General features: G+C 68.6%; 17 protein-coding genes. 10 read left to right on the top strand and 7 right to left on the bottom strand.

What is annotated here, in order from left to right; genetic code table 11:
* Position 1: 1 nt before the first annotated feature.
* Complete coding sequence (gene pstA, locus NFW30_RS00510) at positions 2–952, top strand: phosphate ABC transporter permease PstA (protein ID WP_295356650.1); 951 nt, start codon at positions 2–4, stop codon at positions 950–952.
* A gap of 31 nt (positions 953–983) precedes the next feature.
* The gene (pstB, locus tag NFW30_RS00505) at positions 984–1,781 is read left to right on the top strand and encodes a phosphate ABC transporter ATP-binding protein PstB (RefSeq protein WP_295356647.1); all 798 of its coding nucleotides are present in this window, start codon (positions 984–986) and stop codon (positions 1,779–1,781) included.
* Positions 1,782–1,868: 87 nt separating this feature from the next.
* Here the strand turns inward: pstB and NFW30_RS00500 are convergent, their stop codons facing one another.
* From NFW30_RS00500 to NFW30_RS00480, 5 genes are all read right to left on the bottom strand, one after another.
* Positions 1,869–2,846 carry an alpha/beta fold hydrolase gene (locus NFW30_RS00500; RefSeq protein WP_295356644.1) on the bottom strand — a complete coding sequence of 326 codons (978 nt, stop codon included), beginning with the start codon at positions 2,844–2,846 and terminating at the stop codon, positions 1,869–1,871.
* Complete coding sequence (locus tag NFW30_RS00495) at positions 2,846–3,637, bottom strand: alpha/beta hydrolase (protein ID WP_295356642.1); 792 nt, start codon at positions 3,635–3,637, stop codon at positions 2,846–2,848. Before NFW30_RS00495 ends, NFW30_RS00500 begins: the two co-directional genes overlap by 1 nt.
* A gap of 4 nt (positions 3,638–3,641) precedes the next feature.
* Entirely contained in the window at positions 3,642–5,144 is a 1,503-nt protein-coding gene (locus tag NFW30_RS00490; RefSeq protein ID WP_295356639.1) for a wax ester/triacylglycerol synthase family O-acyltransferase, read from the bottom strand.
* 174 nt (positions 5,145–5,318) lie between these two features.
* On the bottom strand, positions 5,319–8,399 hold the full coding sequence (locus tag NFW30_RS00485; protein WP_295356637.1) for an efflux RND transporter permease subunit: 3,081 nt from the start codon (positions 8,397–8,399) through the stop codon (positions 5,319–5,321).
* Positions 8,396–9,676: an efflux RND transporter periplasmic adaptor subunit gene (locus NFW30_RS00480; RefSeq protein ID WP_363322041.1), complete on the bottom strand. Its 1,281-nt coding sequence runs from the start codon at positions 9,674–9,676 to the stop codon at positions 8,396–8,398. The genes NFW30_RS00485 and NFW30_RS00480 overlap by 4 nt, the downstream gene beginning before the upstream one ends.
* Before the next feature lie 253 nt (positions 9,677–9,929).
* Between NFW30_RS00480 and NFW30_RS00475 the strand changes: the two genes are divergently transcribed.
* Positions 9,930–10,271, top strand: a complete 342-nt coding sequence (locus NFW30_RS00475) for a hypothetical protein (protein WP_295356633.1) — start codon at positions 9,930–9,932, stop codon at positions 10,269–10,271.
* Positions 10,272–10,438: 167 nt separating this feature from the next.
* Here the strand turns inward: NFW30_RS00475 and purM are convergent, their stop codons facing one another.
* Complete coding sequence (gene purM / locus NFW30_RS00470; RefSeq protein WP_295356629.1) at positions 10,439–11,476, bottom strand: phosphoribosylformylglycinamidine cyclo-ligase; 1,038 nt, start codon at positions 11,474–11,476, stop codon at positions 10,439–10,441.
* 143 nt (positions 11,477–11,619) lie between these two features.
* Between purM and hda the strand changes: the two genes are divergently transcribed.
* From hda to folK, 4 genes are all read left to right on the top strand, one after another.
* Positions 11,620–12,276 (top strand): DnaA regulatory inactivator Hda, encoded by a 657-nt coding sequence (gene hda / locus NFW30_RS00465; protein ID WP_295356626.1) that lies wholly within the window; start codon positions 11,620–11,622, stop codon positions 12,274–12,276.
* 17 nt (positions 12,277–12,293) lie between these two features.
* Positions 12,294–12,959, top strand: coding sequence for an HAD family hydrolase (locus NFW30_RS00460; protein ID WP_295356624.1), 666 nt, complete (start codon positions 12,294–12,296; stop codon positions 12,957–12,959).
* 86 nt (positions 12,960–13,045) lie between these two features.
* Positions 13,046–14,395: a polynucleotide adenylyltransferase PcnB gene (gene pcnB / locus NFW30_RS00455; protein ID WP_295356620.1), complete on the top strand. Its 1,350-nt coding sequence runs from the start codon at positions 13,046–13,048 to the stop codon at positions 14,393–14,395.
* Between the two features lie 37 nt (positions 14,396–14,432).
* The gene (gene folK / locus NFW30_RS00450) at positions 14,433–14,927 is read left to right on the top strand and encodes a 2-amino-4-hydroxy-6-hydroxymethyldihydropteridine diphosphokinase (RefSeq protein WP_295356721.1); all 495 of its coding nucleotides are present in this window, start codon (positions 14,433–14,435) and stop codon (positions 14,925–14,927) included.
* 18 nt (positions 14,928–14,945) lie between these two features.
* Here folK and NFW30_RS00445 read toward each other — a convergent pair whose 3' ends face one another.
* The gene (locus tag NFW30_RS00445) at positions 14,946–15,185 is read right to left on the bottom strand and encodes a hypothetical protein (protein WP_295356619.1); all 240 of its coding nucleotides are present in this window, start codon (positions 15,183–15,185) and stop codon (positions 14,946–14,948) included.
* Positions 15,186–15,435: 250 nt separating this feature from the next.
* Here NFW30_RS00445 and NFW30_RS00440 point away from each other — a divergent pair, with 250 nt between their 5' ends.
* The 3 genes from NFW30_RS00440 to NFW30_RS00430 all read left to right on the top strand — a co-directional run.
* Positions 15,436–16,584, top strand: a complete 1,149-nt coding sequence (locus NFW30_RS00440) for a methyl-accepting chemotaxis protein (protein WP_295356616.1) — start codon at positions 15,436–15,438, stop codon at positions 16,582–16,584.
* 116 nt (positions 16,585–16,700) lie between these two features.
* Entirely contained in the window at positions 16,701–17,513 is an 813-nt protein-coding gene (gene panB, locus NFW30_RS00435) for a 3-methyl-2-oxobutanoate hydroxymethyltransferase (RefSeq protein WP_295356614.1), read from the top strand.
* Positions 17,514–17,703: 190 nt separating this feature from the next.
* Positions 17,704–18,158: pantoate--beta-alanine ligase (locus NFW30_RS00430; RefSeq protein ID WP_295371606.1), on the top strand; the 455-nt coding region annotated here is incomplete at its 3' end.

Genomic DNA, 18,158 nt, shown 5'->3' with positions numbered 1-18,158 from the left:
CATGATCCCGAAATCGCTCGGCGCTTCCTCCTCCGCATCCGGCGTCGCCGGGATCCGTCGCCTGATCGCCCGCCACAAGACCTTGGACTGGCTCTTCGGCCTGCTCGGCACCCTTGCCCTGCTCCTGGCGACGCTGGTCTTCGCTGCCCTCTTCGGCCAGATGCTGATCAACGGCGCGCCGCAGTTGTCGTGGGAATTCTTCACCAGCTTTCCCTCGCGCCGGGCGGCCAGCGCCGGCATCCTCTCGGCCTGGGTCGGGACGATCCTGGTGATGCTGGTGACAGCGGTCGTCGCCGTGCCGCTCGGCATCGGGGCCGGCATCTACCTCGAGGAATACGCACGCAAGAACCTGCTGACCGACATCATCGAGATCAACGTCACCAACCTCGCCGGCGTGCCGTCGATCATCTACGGGCTGCTCGCGCTCGGCCTCTTCGTCTACCAGTTCGGCCTCGGCCAGAGCATCGCCGCCGCCGGTCTGACGCTGGCGCTGCTGATCCTGCCGGTGGTCATCGTCGCGACGCGCGAGGCGATCCGCACCATCCCGCAGAACATCCGCGAGGGCGCCTACGCCTGCGGCTCGAGCAAGTGGCAGGTGGTCTCGCACCACATCATTCCCTACTCGCTGCCGGGCATCATGACCGGGGTGATCATCGGCCTTGCCCGGGCGATCGGCGAGACGGCGCCGATCATCACCATCGGCGCGCTGACCTTCATCGCCTTCCTGCCGCCGTCACCCTTCTCCAACGCCGAGCAGCTGATCTCCTTCGAGTGGTTGCTGGCACCCTTCACCGTCATGCCGATCCAGATGTTCAACTGGATCTCGCGCCCCGAGGAAGCCTTCCAGGCCAACGCCGCGGCTGCCGGCCTGGTGCTGCTGCTGATGACGCTGTCGATGAACGCCCTCGCCATCTGGATTCGTTATCACTTCCGCAAGAAGATCAAATGGTGAGCCCGCGGCTCGCCACGACAGGACCCTCATCGTGAATACCGAGACCTTCCCCACCGCGAAAGCCGGCGCCGAACTGAAGGCGCAGGCAAAAGCCCTGAGCTTCCATTACGGCGACTTCCAGGCGCTGAAGAACATCGACTTCCCGGTCGAGAGAAACCAGGTCACCGCGCTCATCGGCCCCTCCGGCTGTGGCAAGTCGACCTTCCTCCGCTGCTTCAACCGCATGCACGACCTCTACCCGAACATGCGCTACGAAGGCGAGATCCTGCTCTATCCCGACGGCGTCAACATCGTCGACCGGCATGTCGACCCGATCGAGGTGCGCATGCGCATCTCGATGGTCTTCCAGAAACCGAATCCCTTCCCGAAGTCGATCTACGAGAACGTCGCCTACGGCCTGCGCGTGCGCGGCGTCCGCAACCGTTCGCTGATCGACGAGAAGGTCGAGGAAGCGCTGCGTGCCGCCGCCCTCTGGGGTGAGGTCCGCGACCGGCTCGACGATCTCGCGTTCAACCTCTCCGGCGGCCAGCAGCAGCGCCTGTGCATCGCCCGCGCGCTGGCGACCGACCCCGAGATCCTGCTCTTCGACGAACCCACCTCCGCCCTCGACCCGATCGCCACGGCAAAGATCGAGGAACTGGTCAGCGAACTGAAGGAAAAGGTCACCATCCTGATCGTCACCCACAACATGCAGCAGGCCGCACGCGTCTCCGCCTACACCGCGTTCATGTACATCGGCGAGTTGATCGAGTTCGACGACACCAAACGCATCTTCACCAACCCGTCGTCGAAGCTCACCGAGGAATACATCACCGGCCGCTTCGGCTGAACAAATCGCAAATCGGTGACAGTATACTTAATTGCCGTCGGCGTCGCCAGACCGGCGCCGGTTCAGGGCGCAGCCGAACCTCTTCGATCAAGACGAGTTAACCATCCTGTCACCGTAACCACAGTGTTCGACGATCGCGGCGAGCAGCAGCGCCTGCACGCCGGGCGCCAGGTCGTGGCCCATGCCCTCGATGATCTGCAGACGGGCGCCGGGAATGAGCTGCGCCGTCTCGCGGCCGGCCGACACAGGCAGTAGTGGATCGTCGGCGCCGTGCACCACCAGCGTCGGCACCCGGATCGCCGCCAGCTCGCGCCGCCGGTCGCCGGCGGCGATGACGGCCAGCAACTGCTGCACCTGTCCGCGTGGATGGTACGCACGGCGAAGTCCGCGCTCGACGTGCCGGCGCAGTTCGACCGCATCCGACGGAAAGCCAGGGCTGCCGATGACGCTGAAGACGCGCAGCAGGCGGTCGGCCCGACTGCGCAGGCAGTCGGGCTTCGCCGGCCGGCTCAGAAGTTGGCGCAGGGCGGCCGGCTTGCCGAGCGAACTCCGCCAGTTGCCGGTCGCCGACATGATCGAACACAGGCTGAGCACATGCTGCGGATGACGGGCCGCCAGGCACTGGCCGACCATGCCACCAAGCGAGACACCCACGATGTGCGCACGCGGCACCTGCAGGGCGTCGAGCAATCCGGCGGCATCGTCGGCCATGTCGGCCAGCAGATAGGGTGCCGGTACCCGCAGACGCAGCAGACCGCGAGCGATCGCCAGCAGGAGGCGCGGTCGCTGCCGCCACAGGATGTGTGTCGAACGGCCCGTGTCGCGGTTGTCGAAGCGGATGACGCGAAAACCCTGCGCGACGAGGCGACGGCAGAATTCGTCCGGCCAGGCGACGAGCTGCATGCCCAGCCCCATGATCAGCAGGATCACCGGAGCGTCTTCGTCGCCGAGACTCTGATAGCAGATTTCGATGCCGTTGGCCTTGACGAAGGACTCGCCGGGCAGCGCGTCGTCAGCGGCGGGGCTGCTGCCCTCCTCACCCGCCAGCAACGCGAGGGCTGGCATCAGTATTTGGCCCGCCGTCGCGGATCGGGGTAGAGGTAGCTCCTGAATCCCGAGCGGTCGAACGGCTGCCAGGCATCCTCCGCCTGCGCCAGGCGATCGGCTATCGCGTACAGGGTCAACGGATTCATCCCCATGCCGAGATGACTCGCCTGCACCTCGATGTTGTCGGTATGCGGACTGTCGCGCTCGAGGCTGCACTGCCAGGCGACGACACCGTCGCTGCGACTGAAGATCGAGGTCGTCGGCACCGGCGGCGGCGTCCGCAGCGGTTCGTGGATGTCCGGCGCGCCGATCTTGTGGCCGGTCGCCCACTCGTAGATCCGCCAGGCATTCGTCGCCTTCGGATGCCCGGTGAACGGAGTGCCCATGGTGATCACCTGGCGCACGACATCCGGTCGCGCCTTCGCCAGTTCGCGCGCGTAGATGCCGCCAAGACTCCAGCCGACGAGGCTGACCGAACGCCCGTGCTCGCGCGCGAGACGGTCGAGCAGATCGAGACACGCATCGATGACGCCATCACGCGGCCCACGGTTGATTCCGAGTCCCCACGGGTAGACGGCGTAGCCACGGCTGCGCAGGTAGTTGCGCAACGGCAGCGTCGACAGGTCGCCGGTGATCAGGCCGGGGAAGACCAGCACGGGATGGCCGTCACCACTGGGCGCCATGCTCAGCAACGGCGTCGCAGCGATGCTCGCGCCATACTCCCAGCCGGCACGCATCTCGAGCGCCAGCCGCAGCCATCCGGGCGAGCGCAGGAGACCGAGTTCATACCACTGATGCGGTTCGTACATGCCCTCAAGCTCCTCCTGTCGAAGACCTTTGGCGAGACCCGCCGCGGGCAGCGGCGGGCACCGCTGCCGGGCGCTTCCGGGCAGCACCCGCCGTGCGGCGCCCGGCTGCCGGCAGCACATCGGACAACCGCGCCAGCTCGACATAGGCCGCCTGCAGTGCCGTCGCCAGCGACTGCACCTCGGGCACCGCCGCGCGCGCCACGGTGAGGCCGAAATCGAGCGCGTCACAATAGCTGAAAACCGTGATGTTGAGTCCGAGACCGTGCGTGACGATGCTCAGCGGCCAGCAGGCGCGGATGCGTCCTCCAGCAATGAAGAGCGGCTGTCGCGGACCCGGCACGTTGGAAATCGCCAGATTCGCCAGCGGCGGGATGTGCGCCGCCAGTCCCGAACGCCCGTAAAGCGACGCCAGCCCGCCGACGACCCAGGGTACGCCGAGCGCGGGAAAATCGGTCGGAATGATCGACCGGGCACGCTTCGTCAGCGCCTTGGCGGCGCCGGCGGCGGCGCGTACCGCCTGCAGTCGGCGCAGCGGATCGGCGACATCGGTCGCCAGGCGGACCAGCGTCAGTGTCGCCTGGATCGTCGTCTCTGTGTTGCCGGCGTCGCGCAGCGAGACCGGCATCGTCGCCAATAGCGACTTGCGCGGCACGCCACCGTGCGTGGCGAGGTAATCGCGCAGGGCAGCGCTGCACAGCGCCAGCACGACATCATTGAGCGTCGCCGCATGCCGCCCGGCGATGGCCCTGACGCCGGCAAGTGGCAGTGACACGGCGGCGAAGCCGCGCTCGGCGGTGATCGGACCATTGAGTGCGGTGCGCGGGCCGAAGCCGAGATTCTGCCGCATCCCCCCTGCCGATGGCTGATCCCGCCTGCCGACCAGTCCAGCCAGCAGTCGCACGGCGGAAGGTACCTGTGCCAGCAGGCTGAGCGACTGCGCCGCCGTATGGCGCAAGGCGCCGGCAAGTCGCGCGCCGGTGCCGGCACACTCCGCCTCGCCAACCAGCGCCTGCCAGTCGGCAGGCACCGGCAGCGGGTGCGGGCTGTCGTCGAAGATCGACGCCGCCAGCCCGAGGCCGGAGATGCCATCGATGGCCGCATGATGCACCTTGAGGTAGATCGCCACCTCGCCAGCCGCCAGCCCGTCGATGATCGCCAGCTGCCACAGCGGACCGTGGCGATCGAGCACCGTCGAGTGCAGGGCCGCGACGCAGGCGTGCAGCTCAGCGACGCCGCCCGGCCGTGGCAGGACGATCCGCTGCAGATGCCGCGCAAAATCCGGCAGCCCGCCATCGACCCACAGCGGATTGGCGAGATGCAGCGGCAAGGGCGCCAGTCGGGCACGAAAGAAGGAAGACAGTGCCAGCCTGGGCAGCAATCGACGTTCGATCTCGCCAGCAAAGTCGCTCGCCTTCCCGGGCGGCGGCTCGACGACATAAAGCGCGGCGACGTGCATCGGCGTCGCCGGCGTTTCCAGGTGCAGGAACAGCCCGTCGAGACCGCTCATGCATTTCATCGAAGACCTCGCAGCACTCCCATTCTTCGCCACCGCCCCGTTTGCCAAAGGCGCGACTCCAGCTGGCCGGGGTTGATTCCGGAAGGCCGGGACCGACGCCATGCCAGCCTCGCACAGGCGACTCGAAGCTGCACTGCCACGACAGCAGCCGCTGCCGGCAAGCGCTCACTGCGCCCCTGCCGCCACTCCGTCGCCGACATCGGCGCCCCTTTCCTTGCGCCGCGCCAGCAGCGTATACACCGTCGGCACGACGAAGAGGGTGAACAAGGTGCCGAGCAGCAGGCCACCGACGATGACCCAGCCGATCTGCTGCCGGCTCTCGGCGCCGGCACCGCGCGCCAGTGCCAGCGGGATCGTCCCGAGCACCATCGCGCCGGTGGTCATCAGGATCGGCCGCAGGCGCAACTCGGAAGCCTCGATCACCGCCTGCCGGATCTCCTGCCCGCGCTCCTGCAACTGGTTGGCGAACTCGACGATCAGGATGCCATGCTTGGTGATCAGCCCGACCAGCGTCACCAGCCCGATCTGGCTATAGACGTTGAGCGTGCCACCGCTGAGCAGCAGCGCGAGCAGCGCACCGGTCATCGACAGCGGCACGGTGAGCATGATGATCAGCGGATCGCGGAAGCTCTCGAACTGCGCCGCCAGCACGAGGTAGATGAAGGCCAGCGCGAGGACGAAGGTCAGCGCCAGCGACGACGACGAGAGCTTGAACTCGCGCGACTGGCCGGCGTAGTCCACCGCGTAGCCCGCCGGCAGCACGCGCGCCGCCGTCTGCTCGAGAAACTTCAGGCCCTCGCCCATGGTGTAGCCCGGATTCAGGTTGGCAGTGATCGTCACCGCGCGCCGCTGGCCGAAGTGGTTCAGTTCGCGCGGACTGACGGTCTCATCCACGCGCAGCAGGTTGGCGAGCGGGATCATGCTGCCGTCGCGCGCGCGGACGAAGATGTCGCGGATGTCCGACGGCGTCGTGCGCTCGGCGTCACCCACCTGGACGATGACGTCGTACTGTTCGCCGTCGCGCTTGAAACGCGTCACTTGGCGACCGCCGAGCATGGTTTCCAGCGTGCGGCCGACGGTCTCGATCTGCACACCGGTGTCCATCGCCTTGTCGCGGTTGACGATCACCGACAGCTCCGGCTTGTTCAGCTTGAGGTCGGTATCGACGTTGGTGAAGCCCGGGTTCTTCGCCACCTCGTCGAGGATCTTCGCCGTCATCTGCTCGAGTTCGGCATAGGAAGCCGAGGTGACGATGACGAAGTTGATCGGCCGCTCGCGCGGACTCTGCCCGAGCGACGGCGGCAGGACGGGAAAGGCCATGACGCCGGGAACGCCCATGAACTGTGGAAACAGCTCCTTGACGACGGCCGCCGAATTGCGCCGCCGCTCGGCCCAATCGACCAGACCGACGAAGGAGATTCCCTGACCGACGGTCGGATTGCCGGCAACGACGAAATAACGTTCGATGTCGGCGGTGCGCGCATAGATGGCCTCGAGCTGGCGCGCATAGCGGTCGGTGTAATCGAGCGTCGCACCCTCGGGGCCGAGGAAGACGCCGATGATGACGCCGCGGTCCTCGATCGGCGCCAGCTCCGACTTCAACGCGCCGAGGAGCAGTACGTTGGAACCGGCGACCAGGGCGAAGACGAGCATCACCAGCCAGCGCCGCCGCAATGCCGCCGTCAGCGCCCGGCGATAACCGGCGGTCAGCGCCGCCAGCAGCCGCTCGACCCACAGGTAGGCCCGTCCGTGCGCAGTTTCGTGGCGCAGCAGCAGCGAGCACATCATCGGCGACAGGGTCAGGGCGACGAAGCCCGACACCAGCACCGCGCCGGCGAGGGTCAGTGCGAACTCGACGAAGAGCTTGCCGGTACGGCCGGTCATGAAGGCCACCGGCGCATACACCGCCGCCAGCGTGATGGTCATCGCGACGACCGCGAAGCCGATCTCGCTCGCCCCCTGCAGAGCGGCCTGACGGCGTGGCATGCCGGCCTCGATGTGGCGATAGATGTTCTCCAGGACGACGATCGCATCGTCGACCACCAGCCCGATCGCCAGCACCAGCGCCAGCAGGGTCAGCGTGTTGATGCTGAAGCCGAGCACCAGCATCAGCGCGAAGGCGCCGATCAGCGACACCGGGATCGTCACCAGCGGAATCAGCGTCGCCCGCAGGTTGCGCAGGAAGAAGAAGATGATCAGCAGGACGAGCAGCATCGCCTCGCCGATGGTCTTGAAGACGGCGTCGATCGAACGGTCGATGAACACCGAAGAATCGTAGGCGACGTTCGCCGTCATTCCCGGCGGCAGGTCGGCGACGAGCCTCGGCACCTCGGCGCGCAACGCGCGCGACAGCTCGAGCGGGTTGGCAGTGGCCTGCTTGATGACACCGAGGGCAACCGCCGGCCGCCCCTTGAAGCGGACGCTGCTGCGTTCCGAAGCGGCACCGATCTCGACGCGGCCGAGATCGCCGATGCGCACCGGGTAGCTGCCGCGGGCATCGGCGGCCTGCTTGACGATGATGTCGGCGAACTGCTCGGGTTGCGACAGGTCGGTGCGCGCGACCACCGAGAATTCGCGGCTCTCGCTCTCGATGCGCCCCGCCGGCACCTCGACGTTCTGCCGCCGCAACGCGTCCTCGACATCCTGCGGCGTCAGGTTGAAGGCCGCCAGGCGGTCGCGATCGAGCCAGATGCGCATGGCGAACTTGCGCTCGCCGAAGACGCGCACGTCGGCTGCGCCCGGCAGCGTCTGCAGGCGCGGCTTGACGACGCGGTTGGCGAAATCGGTGACCTCCAGTGCCGAGTGCTTGTCGGACGAGAACGCCAGCCAGATGATCGGGTTGGCATCGGCCTCGACCTTGGCGATCACCGGCTCGTCGATCGCCGTCGGCAGCTTGTTCCGCACGCGCGAGACGCGGTCGCGGACGTCGGCCGCCGCCGAGTCCGGGTTGCGCTCGAGCTTGAAGCGCACCGAGATCTGGCTGTTCTCCTGGCGCGAGATCGAAGTGATGACGTCGACCCCCTCGATGCCGGCGAGCGAATCCTCGAGTGGCTTGCTGACCTGCGACTCCATGATCTCGGCCGAAGCGCCGCGGTAGGTGGTGTCGACCGTCACCACGGGCTCGTCGATCTTCGGATACTCGCGCACCGGCAGGCGCGTGTAGGAAACCAGTCCGACAAGCATGATCGCCAGCGACAGCACGGTCGCGAACACCGGCCGCCGGATGCAGATCGCCGAGATCTTCATCGGCCATCACCCCGCGCAGCGGCCGCCGCGGCTGCCGTCGGCGGTGACGCCGCTGCGGGAGCCGCTGCCGCCGCCGGCGCCGCTTCGGCAAGCGGGCGCACGGCGGCGCCGTCGCGCAGCTTCATCTGTCCGGCGGTGACCACTTCATCGCCCGCGCTCAGACCATCGAGCACCTCGACCAGCGCATCGCGCCGCATGCCGGTGCGAACCGGCGTCCGCCGCGCCTGGCCATCGACGACGCGATAGACATAGGGCAGCTTGCTGTCCGGCACCACCGCCTGCTCGGGCAGCAGCAGGACGTTGCTGCGCTTCTCGAAGATCAGGCGCACGCGGACGAACATGCCGGGACGCAGGAGGCCCTCGCGGTTGGCCATCCGGGCGCGCAGCGCGATCGCCCGGCCGCCGGCCTCGACCAGCGGGTTGATCGCTTCGAGGACGGCCGGGAACACCTGTCCCGGCAGCGCGTCGCTCGATACCTCGAGCTGCTGCCCCGTTCGGAGCTGCGGCAGATACGACTCGGGCAGGCGGAAATCGATCTTCAGCGTCGCGATGTCTTCGAGATTGACCAGATCCTGTCCTTCCTTGACGTAGTCGCCGACGCTGACGTTGCGAATGCCGACGATGCCGGCGAAGGGTGCCCGCAGGCGCGTCCGTTCGAACTTCGCCTGCGCCAGGGCGAGCGCCGCCTCCTGCACCTTCAGCGTCGCCTCGGCGTTGTCGAGCGCCTGCTGGCTGATGAAGGTACGGGCGAAGAGATCCTGGCTGCGCTTGAAGTTGGCCTGGGCCAGCCCGAGACTGGCGCGCGCCTGGTCCACCTCGGCCGCCTGCATCGCGGCATCGAGCGCCAGCAGGAGATCGCCGCGGGCGACCGCCGTCCCGTCACGGAAACTGATCGTCGCGATCCGCCCGGGGACTTCCGGGCGCAGCACGACCGACTCGTTCGAGCGCAGCGAACCGACCGCGCCGGCCTCGAGCGCCAGGTCGGCGGCCTGTACCCGCGCCGTCTCGACGCGCGATGGCGGCGGTTGGCCGCCGGGCGCCGCACCGCCAGCGGCCCGAGCCGCCTGCCCCGCCGGCGGCGCCCCGGAGACGCCAGGGGCGCGGTAGCTGAGGTAGGCGAAGGTGCTCAGCCCGACCAGGCCAGCCACAGCCACTGCCAGGACCAGCGTGCGCTTTCTCTTAATGCTCGACATATCGATCCGCATCTCCCGCCGGGCGGGCAAGTGGAGTTCCTGCTGCAGCGCGCGGCGCGCTGCCACCGCGAACGGTACGGCCATGGACTGGCGGCGATGCTCGCCGATACCCGGCGGGGCGACTTGCCGGCGGGGCCGCACCCCGTCCCCGCTGCCGCGCACCGACGACCCCGCGCATTCTGCCCCCGCCTGCGACAAAGTTGGCACGGCACTGCTCTTGCCGATACCGCTCCCGGGACAGCGGTGCTAGAGTATTCGGCAAACGAATCATGAGCTTGCTCGTCGGCCGACCGCCCTGCGGGGCAGCCGCCGCGCACAGCCGCACGGAGACCGCAGGATGAGGATTCCAGCCGAAATCATTCCGCCAGTCGGCAACCCGAACAAGGAACCCGACGGGGCGAGGAAGCCGGAGCCGGTGGGCGTTGCGGCCGGACTCGCCAACGATCTGTCGGCCTCGTCGCAGAACGACCGGGCGCTCGCCGGCAGTGAGCCAGCGCCAGCACGAAGCGCTGCCGCTGCCGCCGCGACGCCCGGCAGCCCGGCGGTGGATGCGACCGTCGCGGTCGAACGCCGCCAGGGCGAACGCCGCGTCGAAAACCGGCCCGTGCTGCTCGATACCCGGTCGAAGAAGGGCCGCCGCCAGGGTACGGCGAGCGGACGCATCAGCATCAAGGTCTGAACCGGGCGGCCGACGGCCAAAGCCTCCCCGGCCGCAGTACACGGACGTGACGGACAGCCAGCGGGCGGCGAAGCTGCCCACCCGTGATGTGCTGCTGCCGACCACATCCGTCGCTGATCCGCGCGCCTCGTACCGCGATCGATTGGCGAAGGCAGCTTCACCCCCCCTCAGCGGACCACCGTCGCCGCATCGCCGTCGGCGCGCGGCTCGATGCCGCCGATCACCAGCGCCGCTTCGCCGGCATCGCGCAGCAGTTGCAGCGCCTGCGCGACGTCCGTCGGCGCGACGACGACGACCATGCCGATGCCACAGTTGAAGACGCGATGCATCTCGCCTTCGGCCACGCCACCGGCCCGCTGCAGCCAGTCGAAGAGCGCCGGTCGACGCCAGGCCGACTGCGCGATCTCGGCGCGCACCGTCGGCGGCAGGATGCGCGGCACATTGCCGGTGAGACCGCCGCCGGTGATGTGCGCCAGTCCCTTGACCGGCAGCGCGCGCAGCAGCGCCTGCACGGGCCGCACGTAGATGCGCGTCGGCGCCAGGATTGCGTCGGCCAGGGTGGTGTCGCCAGCGAAGGGTGCGGTGAGGTCGGCCTGCGTGCGGGCGATGATCCGGCGCAGCAGCGAATAGCCGTTCGAATGGGCGCCCGACGACGGCAGGCCGATCAGGACGTCACCGGCGACGATCGTCGAGCCGTCGATGATCGCCGACTTCTCGACGACGCCGACGGCAAAGCCCGCCAGGTCGTACTCGCCTTCCGGGTACATGCCCGGCATCTCGGCCGTCTCGCCACCGATCAAGGCACAGCCGGCCAGCTCGCAACCCCGGGCGATGCCGCCGACGACCGCCGCCGCGGTGGCGACGTCGAGCTTGCCGCAGGCGAAGTAGTCGAGGAAGAACAGCGGCTCGGCACCCTGGACGAGGATGTCGTTGACGCTCATCGCCACCAGGTCGATGCCGATCGTGGTGTGCCGCTGCAGTTCGAAAGCCAGCCGCAGCTTGGTGCCGACGCCGTCGGTACCCGACACCAGAACCGGCTGGCGGTAGCCGGCGGGCACTTCGAAGAGGGCACCGAAACCGCCGATGCCGGCCAGCACGCCGGGACGCTGGGTCCTCCTGGCGAGCGGCTTGATGCGCTCGACGAGCGCGTCGCCGGCGTCGATGTCGACACCGGCATCGCGATAGGTGAGAGATTCCTGAGTCATCCTGAAGGGTGTCCCGAACGAGGCTGGCGAATGCGGTGCAGTGGTAGAATGCCGCACGGCCCTTGCCGGAAGCCGGGATCTTATCCGAAAAGCGCCTTCCGCGGGCTTTCCGCCCGCAGCCACCGCAGCCTGAAACAGCTCCCATGCGTCAGTTGACCCTCGACCTGCAGCCCGCGGCGCCGCCCAGCCTGGAAAACTATGTCACCGGCAGCAACGGCGAAGCCTTGACCGCGCTCGCCGCCTGGCTCGCCGCGGACAATCGCGAAACGCTGTTCTTCCTCTGCGGCGAGCGCGGCGCCGGCAAGTCGCACCTGCTGCAGGCATGTGCCGATGCCTATGGCGACGCCCGGCTCGACCCGGGACTCGCACGACTGCCGGCGACCGCCGACCTCTGGGCCGTGGACCACCTCGAAATGCTCGACGAAGGCGGCCAGATCGTCCTCTTCAACCTGATCAATCGCCTGCGGACGGGCAGCGGCCGGCTGCTGCTGGCGGCGTGCCTGCCGCCGCGCCTGCTCGAACTGCGCGAGGACCTGCGCACCCGCCTCGCCAGCGGCCTCGTCTACCGCCTGCGCTGTCTCAGCGACGCCGAGAAGCGGGCGGCTTTCGCCGCTCAGGCGCGCACGCTCGGGCTCGACCTCTCGCCGACGCTCATCGACTACCTCTTTGCCCGCGCGCCGCGCGACATGCGCAGCCTGACGCAGCTGCTGCGCGCGATCGACCAGTTCTCGCTCGAACAGCAGCGCCCGATCACCCTCCCCCTGCTGCGCGCGGTCCTGCAGACCGCGCCGCCCACCTGACCAGAACAGCCACGACCATGGATCTCGTCCTCTTCGACCTCGACAACACCCTGATCGCCGGCGACAGCGACTTCGAATGGGCGCAGTTCCTGATCGGCAAGGGGATCCTCGACCGCGACCTGTACGAAGCGAAGAACCTCGAATTCTACGAACAGTACAAGGCCGGCACGCTCGACATCGACCTCTTTCTCGACTTCCAGCTGCATCCGCTGTCGCGCTTCCCGCGCCGCCAGCTCGACCTCTGGCAGCGCGAGTTCCTGTCGCGCCACATCCTGCCGCTGGTCGGCGACAGGGCGCGTTCGCTGGTCGGCGGGCATCTCGCGCGCGGCGCCCTGTGCGCGATCGTCACCGCCACCAACAGCTTCGTCACCGGGCCGATCATCCGCGAGTTCGGCATCGCGCACCTGATCGCGACGATCCCGGCGCAGGAGGATGGCCACTTCACCGGCAAGGTGCGCGGCCTGCCGTCCTTCCGCGAAGGCAAGATCGTCCGCGTCGAAGGCTGGCTCGAGGCGATGGGGCTGTGGTGGAGCAGTTTCGAGCGCAGCTGGTTCTACAGCGACTCGCTGAACGACCTGCCGCTGCTGTCGCGGGTCAGCAACCCGGTCGCCGTCGACCCGGACCCCACCCTGCGGGCGCACGCCGAAGGAGCCGGCTGGCCGGTTCTCAGCCTGCATGGCTAGCCTGAGCGGGCATTCTCCGGGCCGACGGCGACGATTTGGGCTAAGATGACGGCACAAGAGCACGAGAACGAGACAAGCCCCCGTTAATGATCCGCAAGTTCATCTCCCGCGTCCTCGGACGCAAGGCGGCCGGCAAGCCCAGCGCACCGGCGGTCATCGCCGTCACCCAGCATGGCCTGCAGCGTGACGACATCAGCCGCGGCAGCCGGCGCACGGTCGAAACCCTGCAGGAAAGCGGTTACCAGGCGTTCATCGTCGGCGGCGCGGTGCGCGACCTGCTCGCCGGACTGAAGCCGAAGGACTTCGACGTCGCCACCAACGCGACGCCGGAACAGGTGCGACACTGCTTCCGGCGCTCGCGCATCATCGGCCGCCGCTTCCAGATCGTGCACGTCAGCATGGGCGCCGAGACCATCGAGGTCACCACCTTCCGCGGCCATCACGGCGAGAACGGTGGCGGCAAGGCACTGGTCGACGAGCAGGGGCGGGTGCTGCGCGACAACGTCTTCGGCAGCCAGGCGGAAGACGCCGCGCGGCGCGATTTCACCGTCAATGCCCTCTACTACGACCCTTCTTCCGAGACCATCGTCGATTACCACCATGGCGTCGCCGACCTGCGGCAGAAGACGCTGCGCATGATTGGCGAGCCGAGGACGCGCTATCGCGAGGACCCGGTGCGCATGCTGCGGGCCGTCCGCCTGGCCGCCAAACTGGGGTTGTCGATCGATCCCGAGGCGCGGCACCCGATCCGTGAAATGAGCAGCCTGATCGAGAACGTTCCGCCGTCACGCCTGCTCGACGAGATCCTCAAGCTGCTCACCTGCGGCCACGCCGTGCGCTGCGTCGAGCAACTGCGCCAGGAGGGGCTCCATCACGGCCTCTTCCCGCTCCTCGACGTCATTCTCGACCAGGCGAGCGGCGAACGTTTCGTCGCCCTGGCGCTCGCCAGCACCGATCGCCGGGTGCGCGAGGGCAAGCCGGTGTCGCCCGGCTTCCTCTTCGCCACCCTGCTCTGGCACGAAGTGCTCGCCAGGTGGGAACCGCTCAGGGTAGCCGGCGAACCTTTGCTGCCGTCGCTGTTCCTGGCAATGGACGAGGTCCTCGACGGACAGGCGGAGAAACTGGCGATCACGCGGCGGATCAGTGGCGACATCAAGGACATCTGGGCGCTGCAGCCGCGCTTCGAGCAGCGCAGCGGCAAGCGCCCGTACGGCATCCTGCAGCAGCCGCGCTTCAAGGCGGCCTACGACTTCCTGCTCCTGCGCGTCGAAGCGGGCGAAGTCGAGCGCGAGGTGGGCGACTGGTGGAGCGCCTTCCTGGCCGCCAGCGACGAGGGCCGGGCGGCCATGCTGCTGCCACAGGCGCCGGCAGCGCCACGCCGCCGCCGGCGCCGCCGCGCGGCGGGCGAACGAAGCGCCGCCAGCCCGGCGGAGTGACACGCCGGACAGCGCCATCGGACCTCTGCCGCCTGACCTGAGCCGACCCTCGCATCTGGCGTTCGTCGCTCTCGGCGCCAACCTGGCCGAACCCGTGCGGCAGGTGCGCGCGGCCGGCGAGGCGCTGGCCGGCCTGCCGCAGGCACGCGTGCTGCGGATGTCCTCGCTCTACCGCACGGCGCCGGTGGGAATCCGGGGCCAGCCCGACTTCATCAATGCCGTCGCCGCGCTCGCCACGACGCTGGCGCCGCACGAGTTGCTCGACGAGTTGTTCGTCGTCGAGCGGCGATTCGGCCGCCGGCGGGATTTTCCACAGGCGCCACGGACGCTCGACCTCGACCTGCTGCTCTACGACCAGTTGCTGCTCGACGGCGAACGACTCCGCCTGCCCCACCCGCGCATGCACCTGCGGGCTTTCGTCATCGCGCCGCTGCTCGAGATCGCCCCGGACTGCCACATCCCGGGCCGCGGCAGCGCCGCAGCCTGGCTGCCGGCGCTCAGCCAGCAACGCATCGAACGACTCGCACCCTGAGCACTCGGGAAGCCGTCGCTACCAGCGTGGGTCGCGATAGGGCCGCCACCAGCCGCCCGGGCCGCGGTAGCGCCAACCGGGGGCAACGACCACCGCCGGCGGTGGCGGGTAGGCCCGCGGCGGGCCGAGCACGACTGGCGGCGGGTAAGCGTAGGCCGGCGCGTAGACCGGCGGTGGCGCAACGGCCGGCGGCAGGGGGGTGACGACACAGCCGCCGAGGAAGGCGACAGCCAGCAGGGCAGCGAGGGTGGTCTTCATCTTGCGTGTCTCCCGGATCGATGGCTGGTCAACGCGGCAGGCGGCCAACGCGACAGGGCATTTTCGTAACGGGATGTTGCAATCCGTTGCCGGCAATGCAGTCGCGCCAGCTTGCGGCGCGACGCCGAGATCGCCGCGGGGCAGTTTTTTTGCGTTGCCGCAGTGCGCAAACCTGCCCATTCGCCGGCTGCTCTGTGTATCCTAGGCGCCGTTTCGCAGTGGCGGCGCCGGGCCGCCAGCGGACCTTGGAATGGATGCGGGAAAACGGGGGACGACGATGCCTTTTTTCGGTGGTGGGGAGCAGATGCGCCGCCTCGAACGGCGAATCAGCGAGCTCGAAGCGGAGAACGCCGGCCTGCGCGGGCAGCTCTCGGCCGGGCAGGCCGTACAGGCGCAGGCCGGACAGCGGGATGCACAGGCAACGCGCCAGGCGGCCGAGATGCAGCGCCTTTTCGTCGCCCTGCGCTCGTACCAGCAGTCGCTCGCCGCTTCGCAGCAAAGCCTGCTGGTGCTGGCCGACGGCCTGCGCGGCAAACGGCGTGAAACGCTGTCGGCCGCCAGCATGGCGGCCGACAGCCGCGACTCGGTGCACCGCATCAGCGCCGACCTCAATGAACTCGCCGGCAATTCGCGCCAGGCGCTGGACAAGATACACGGTCTGCAGGGCAGCGCGCAGAAGATCGGCGGCATCGTCCACCTGATCAAGGAGATCGCCGACCAGACCAACCTCCTGGCGCTCAACGCGGCGATCGAGGCGGCACGTGCCGGCGAGGCGGGACGCGGCTTCGCCGTCGTCGCCGACGAAGTGCGCAAGCTCGCTGACCGGACGACGCACGCGACCAGCGACATCTCGCAACTGGTCAACGCGATCCAGGGCGAGACCATCACCGCCCAGCACAGCATCGGCCGCCTCGCCGAGCAGTCGGACGCGTTCAGCGAGCAGGGCCAGCAGGCCTCGACGACGATCAACGGCATCACCGACCTGGCGCACGGCATGGAACAGGCGATCAGCGTCGCGGCGCTGCGCAGCTTCGCCGAACTGGCGAAGATGGACCACCTGCTGTTCAAGTTCGACATCTACCAGGCGCTCCTCGGGACCGCCGACAGGAGCGCCGGCGAGCTCGCCACGCACACCTCGTGTCGCCTCGGAAAGTGGTACTACGAGGGCGAAGGCAGAAGCTTTGCCCAGCTCGATGGCTATCGGGCGATGGAAACGCCGCATGCCGACGTGCATCGGCACGGGCGCAGCGCCCTCGAGGCCCGGCAGGCGGGCGATCTCGCCACCGCGGTGAGCGCGGTCGAGCGCATGGAGGCCGCCAGCGCTGGCGTGCAAGAGTGCCTCGAGCGGATGGTGGTGGATGGCGCCAGCCGGCCCGAGACCCTTTTCCGGGACCACTGAGCCAGCAGCCGGACCGCTTGCCACCGTGCCCTGCCATACCCTCACCGCCGACCGGCGCATCGCCATCGAAGGCTTGCGCGGACAGCGGGAATTCTTCAACCGCGGAGAGTGATTCCATGTCCACCCACGTTGCGACGCGCCGCCTGACGCATGTCGACCTGGCCAGGATGCGCGCCAGCGGCGAAAAGATCGCGGTCCTCACCTGCTACGACGCCAGCTTCGCGCAGCTCTGCGAAGCCGCGGGCGTCGATGCCCTGCTCATCGGCGACTCGCTCGGCATGGTCCTGCAGGGGCACGACTCGACCCTGCCGGTCACCCTGGCCGACATCGCCTACCACACCGCGAGCGTCGCCCGTGCCAGCCGGCGACCACTGGTGATCGCCGACATGCCTTTCGGGACCTTCCAGGAAAGCCCGCAGCGGGCGCTGCGCAACGCCGTCCGGCTGATGGCCGCCGGCGCCCAGATGGTCAAGCTCGAGGGCGGCTGCGAGATGGCCGCGACGACCGAGTTCCTGACCGCCCGTGGCATCCCGGTCTGCGGGCACGTCGGACTGACGCCGCAGTCCGTGCATCAGCTCGGCGGCTACCGCGTCCAGGGCCGGGATGAGTCGGCTGCCGCCCGCCTGCACGCCGATGCCCTGGCGCAACAGGAAGCCGGTGCCGGGCTGCTGGTGCTGGAAGCGATTCCCGAGACACTGGCAGCGGAGGTCAGCGACAGGCTCAGCGTGCCGACGATCGGTATCGGCGCCAGTCGCGCGTGTTCCGGACAGGTGCTCGTCCTGCACGACATGCTCGACATCTCGAGCGGCAGGAAGGCACGCTTCGTCAGGAACTTCATGCTCGGCCAGCCATCGATCGCGGCGGCGATCGCCGCCTACGTCGCAGCGGTCAAGGATGGCAGCTTCCCGGCCGCCGAGCACTGCTACTGAAGCGCAGGCTGGCGACCAGATCGAACCTGGAGCAGCGAGCAGACGGCAGCGGAGCCTGCCGACAGGACCGCAGCGCATGCCTGCGGCACGTTGAGAGCGCCCCCAACCGCCGCCTGCGGCGGCGCCCCCCGAGGGGGTCAAGGAAACTCGGGGCGGCCCTTCGTTTCCTTGTGAGAGGTTGAACCGGAAGATGCAGATTCACTCGTCGATCCCCGAACTGCGCACCGCCCTGCGGCAAAGCGGCCGCGTCGCCTTCGTGCCGACCATGGGCAACCTGCACGCGGGCCACATCGCCCTGATGCAGCAAGCGCGCGCGCACGGCGACGCGGTGGTCGCCAGCATCTTCGTCAACCGCCTTCAGTTCGGCCCCAACGACGACTTCGATCGCTACCCGAGAACCTTCGACGCCGACTGTGCGCAGCTCGTCGCCGCCGGTGTAGACCTGCTCTTCGCCCCCGGCGAAGAGGAGCTCTACCCCGAGCCGCAGGAATACCACGTCGAGCCGCCGGCGACGCAGAACCAGCTCGATGGCGCGTTCCGGCCCGGCCACTTCCGCGGCGTCGCCACCGTCGTCCTCAAGCTGTTCAACATCGTCCAGCCGCAGGTGGCGCTCTTCGGCAAGAAGGACTACCAGCAGCTGATGGT

This window comes from Accumulibacter sp. (assembly GCF_023806635.1).
Classification (GTDB): Bacteria; Pseudomonadota; Gammaproteobacteria; order Burkholderiales; family Rhodocyclaceae; genus Accumulibacter.
The sequence above is the reverse complement of the archived record's forward strand: the minus strand, read 5'-3'. Positions and strand labels throughout refer to the sequence as shown.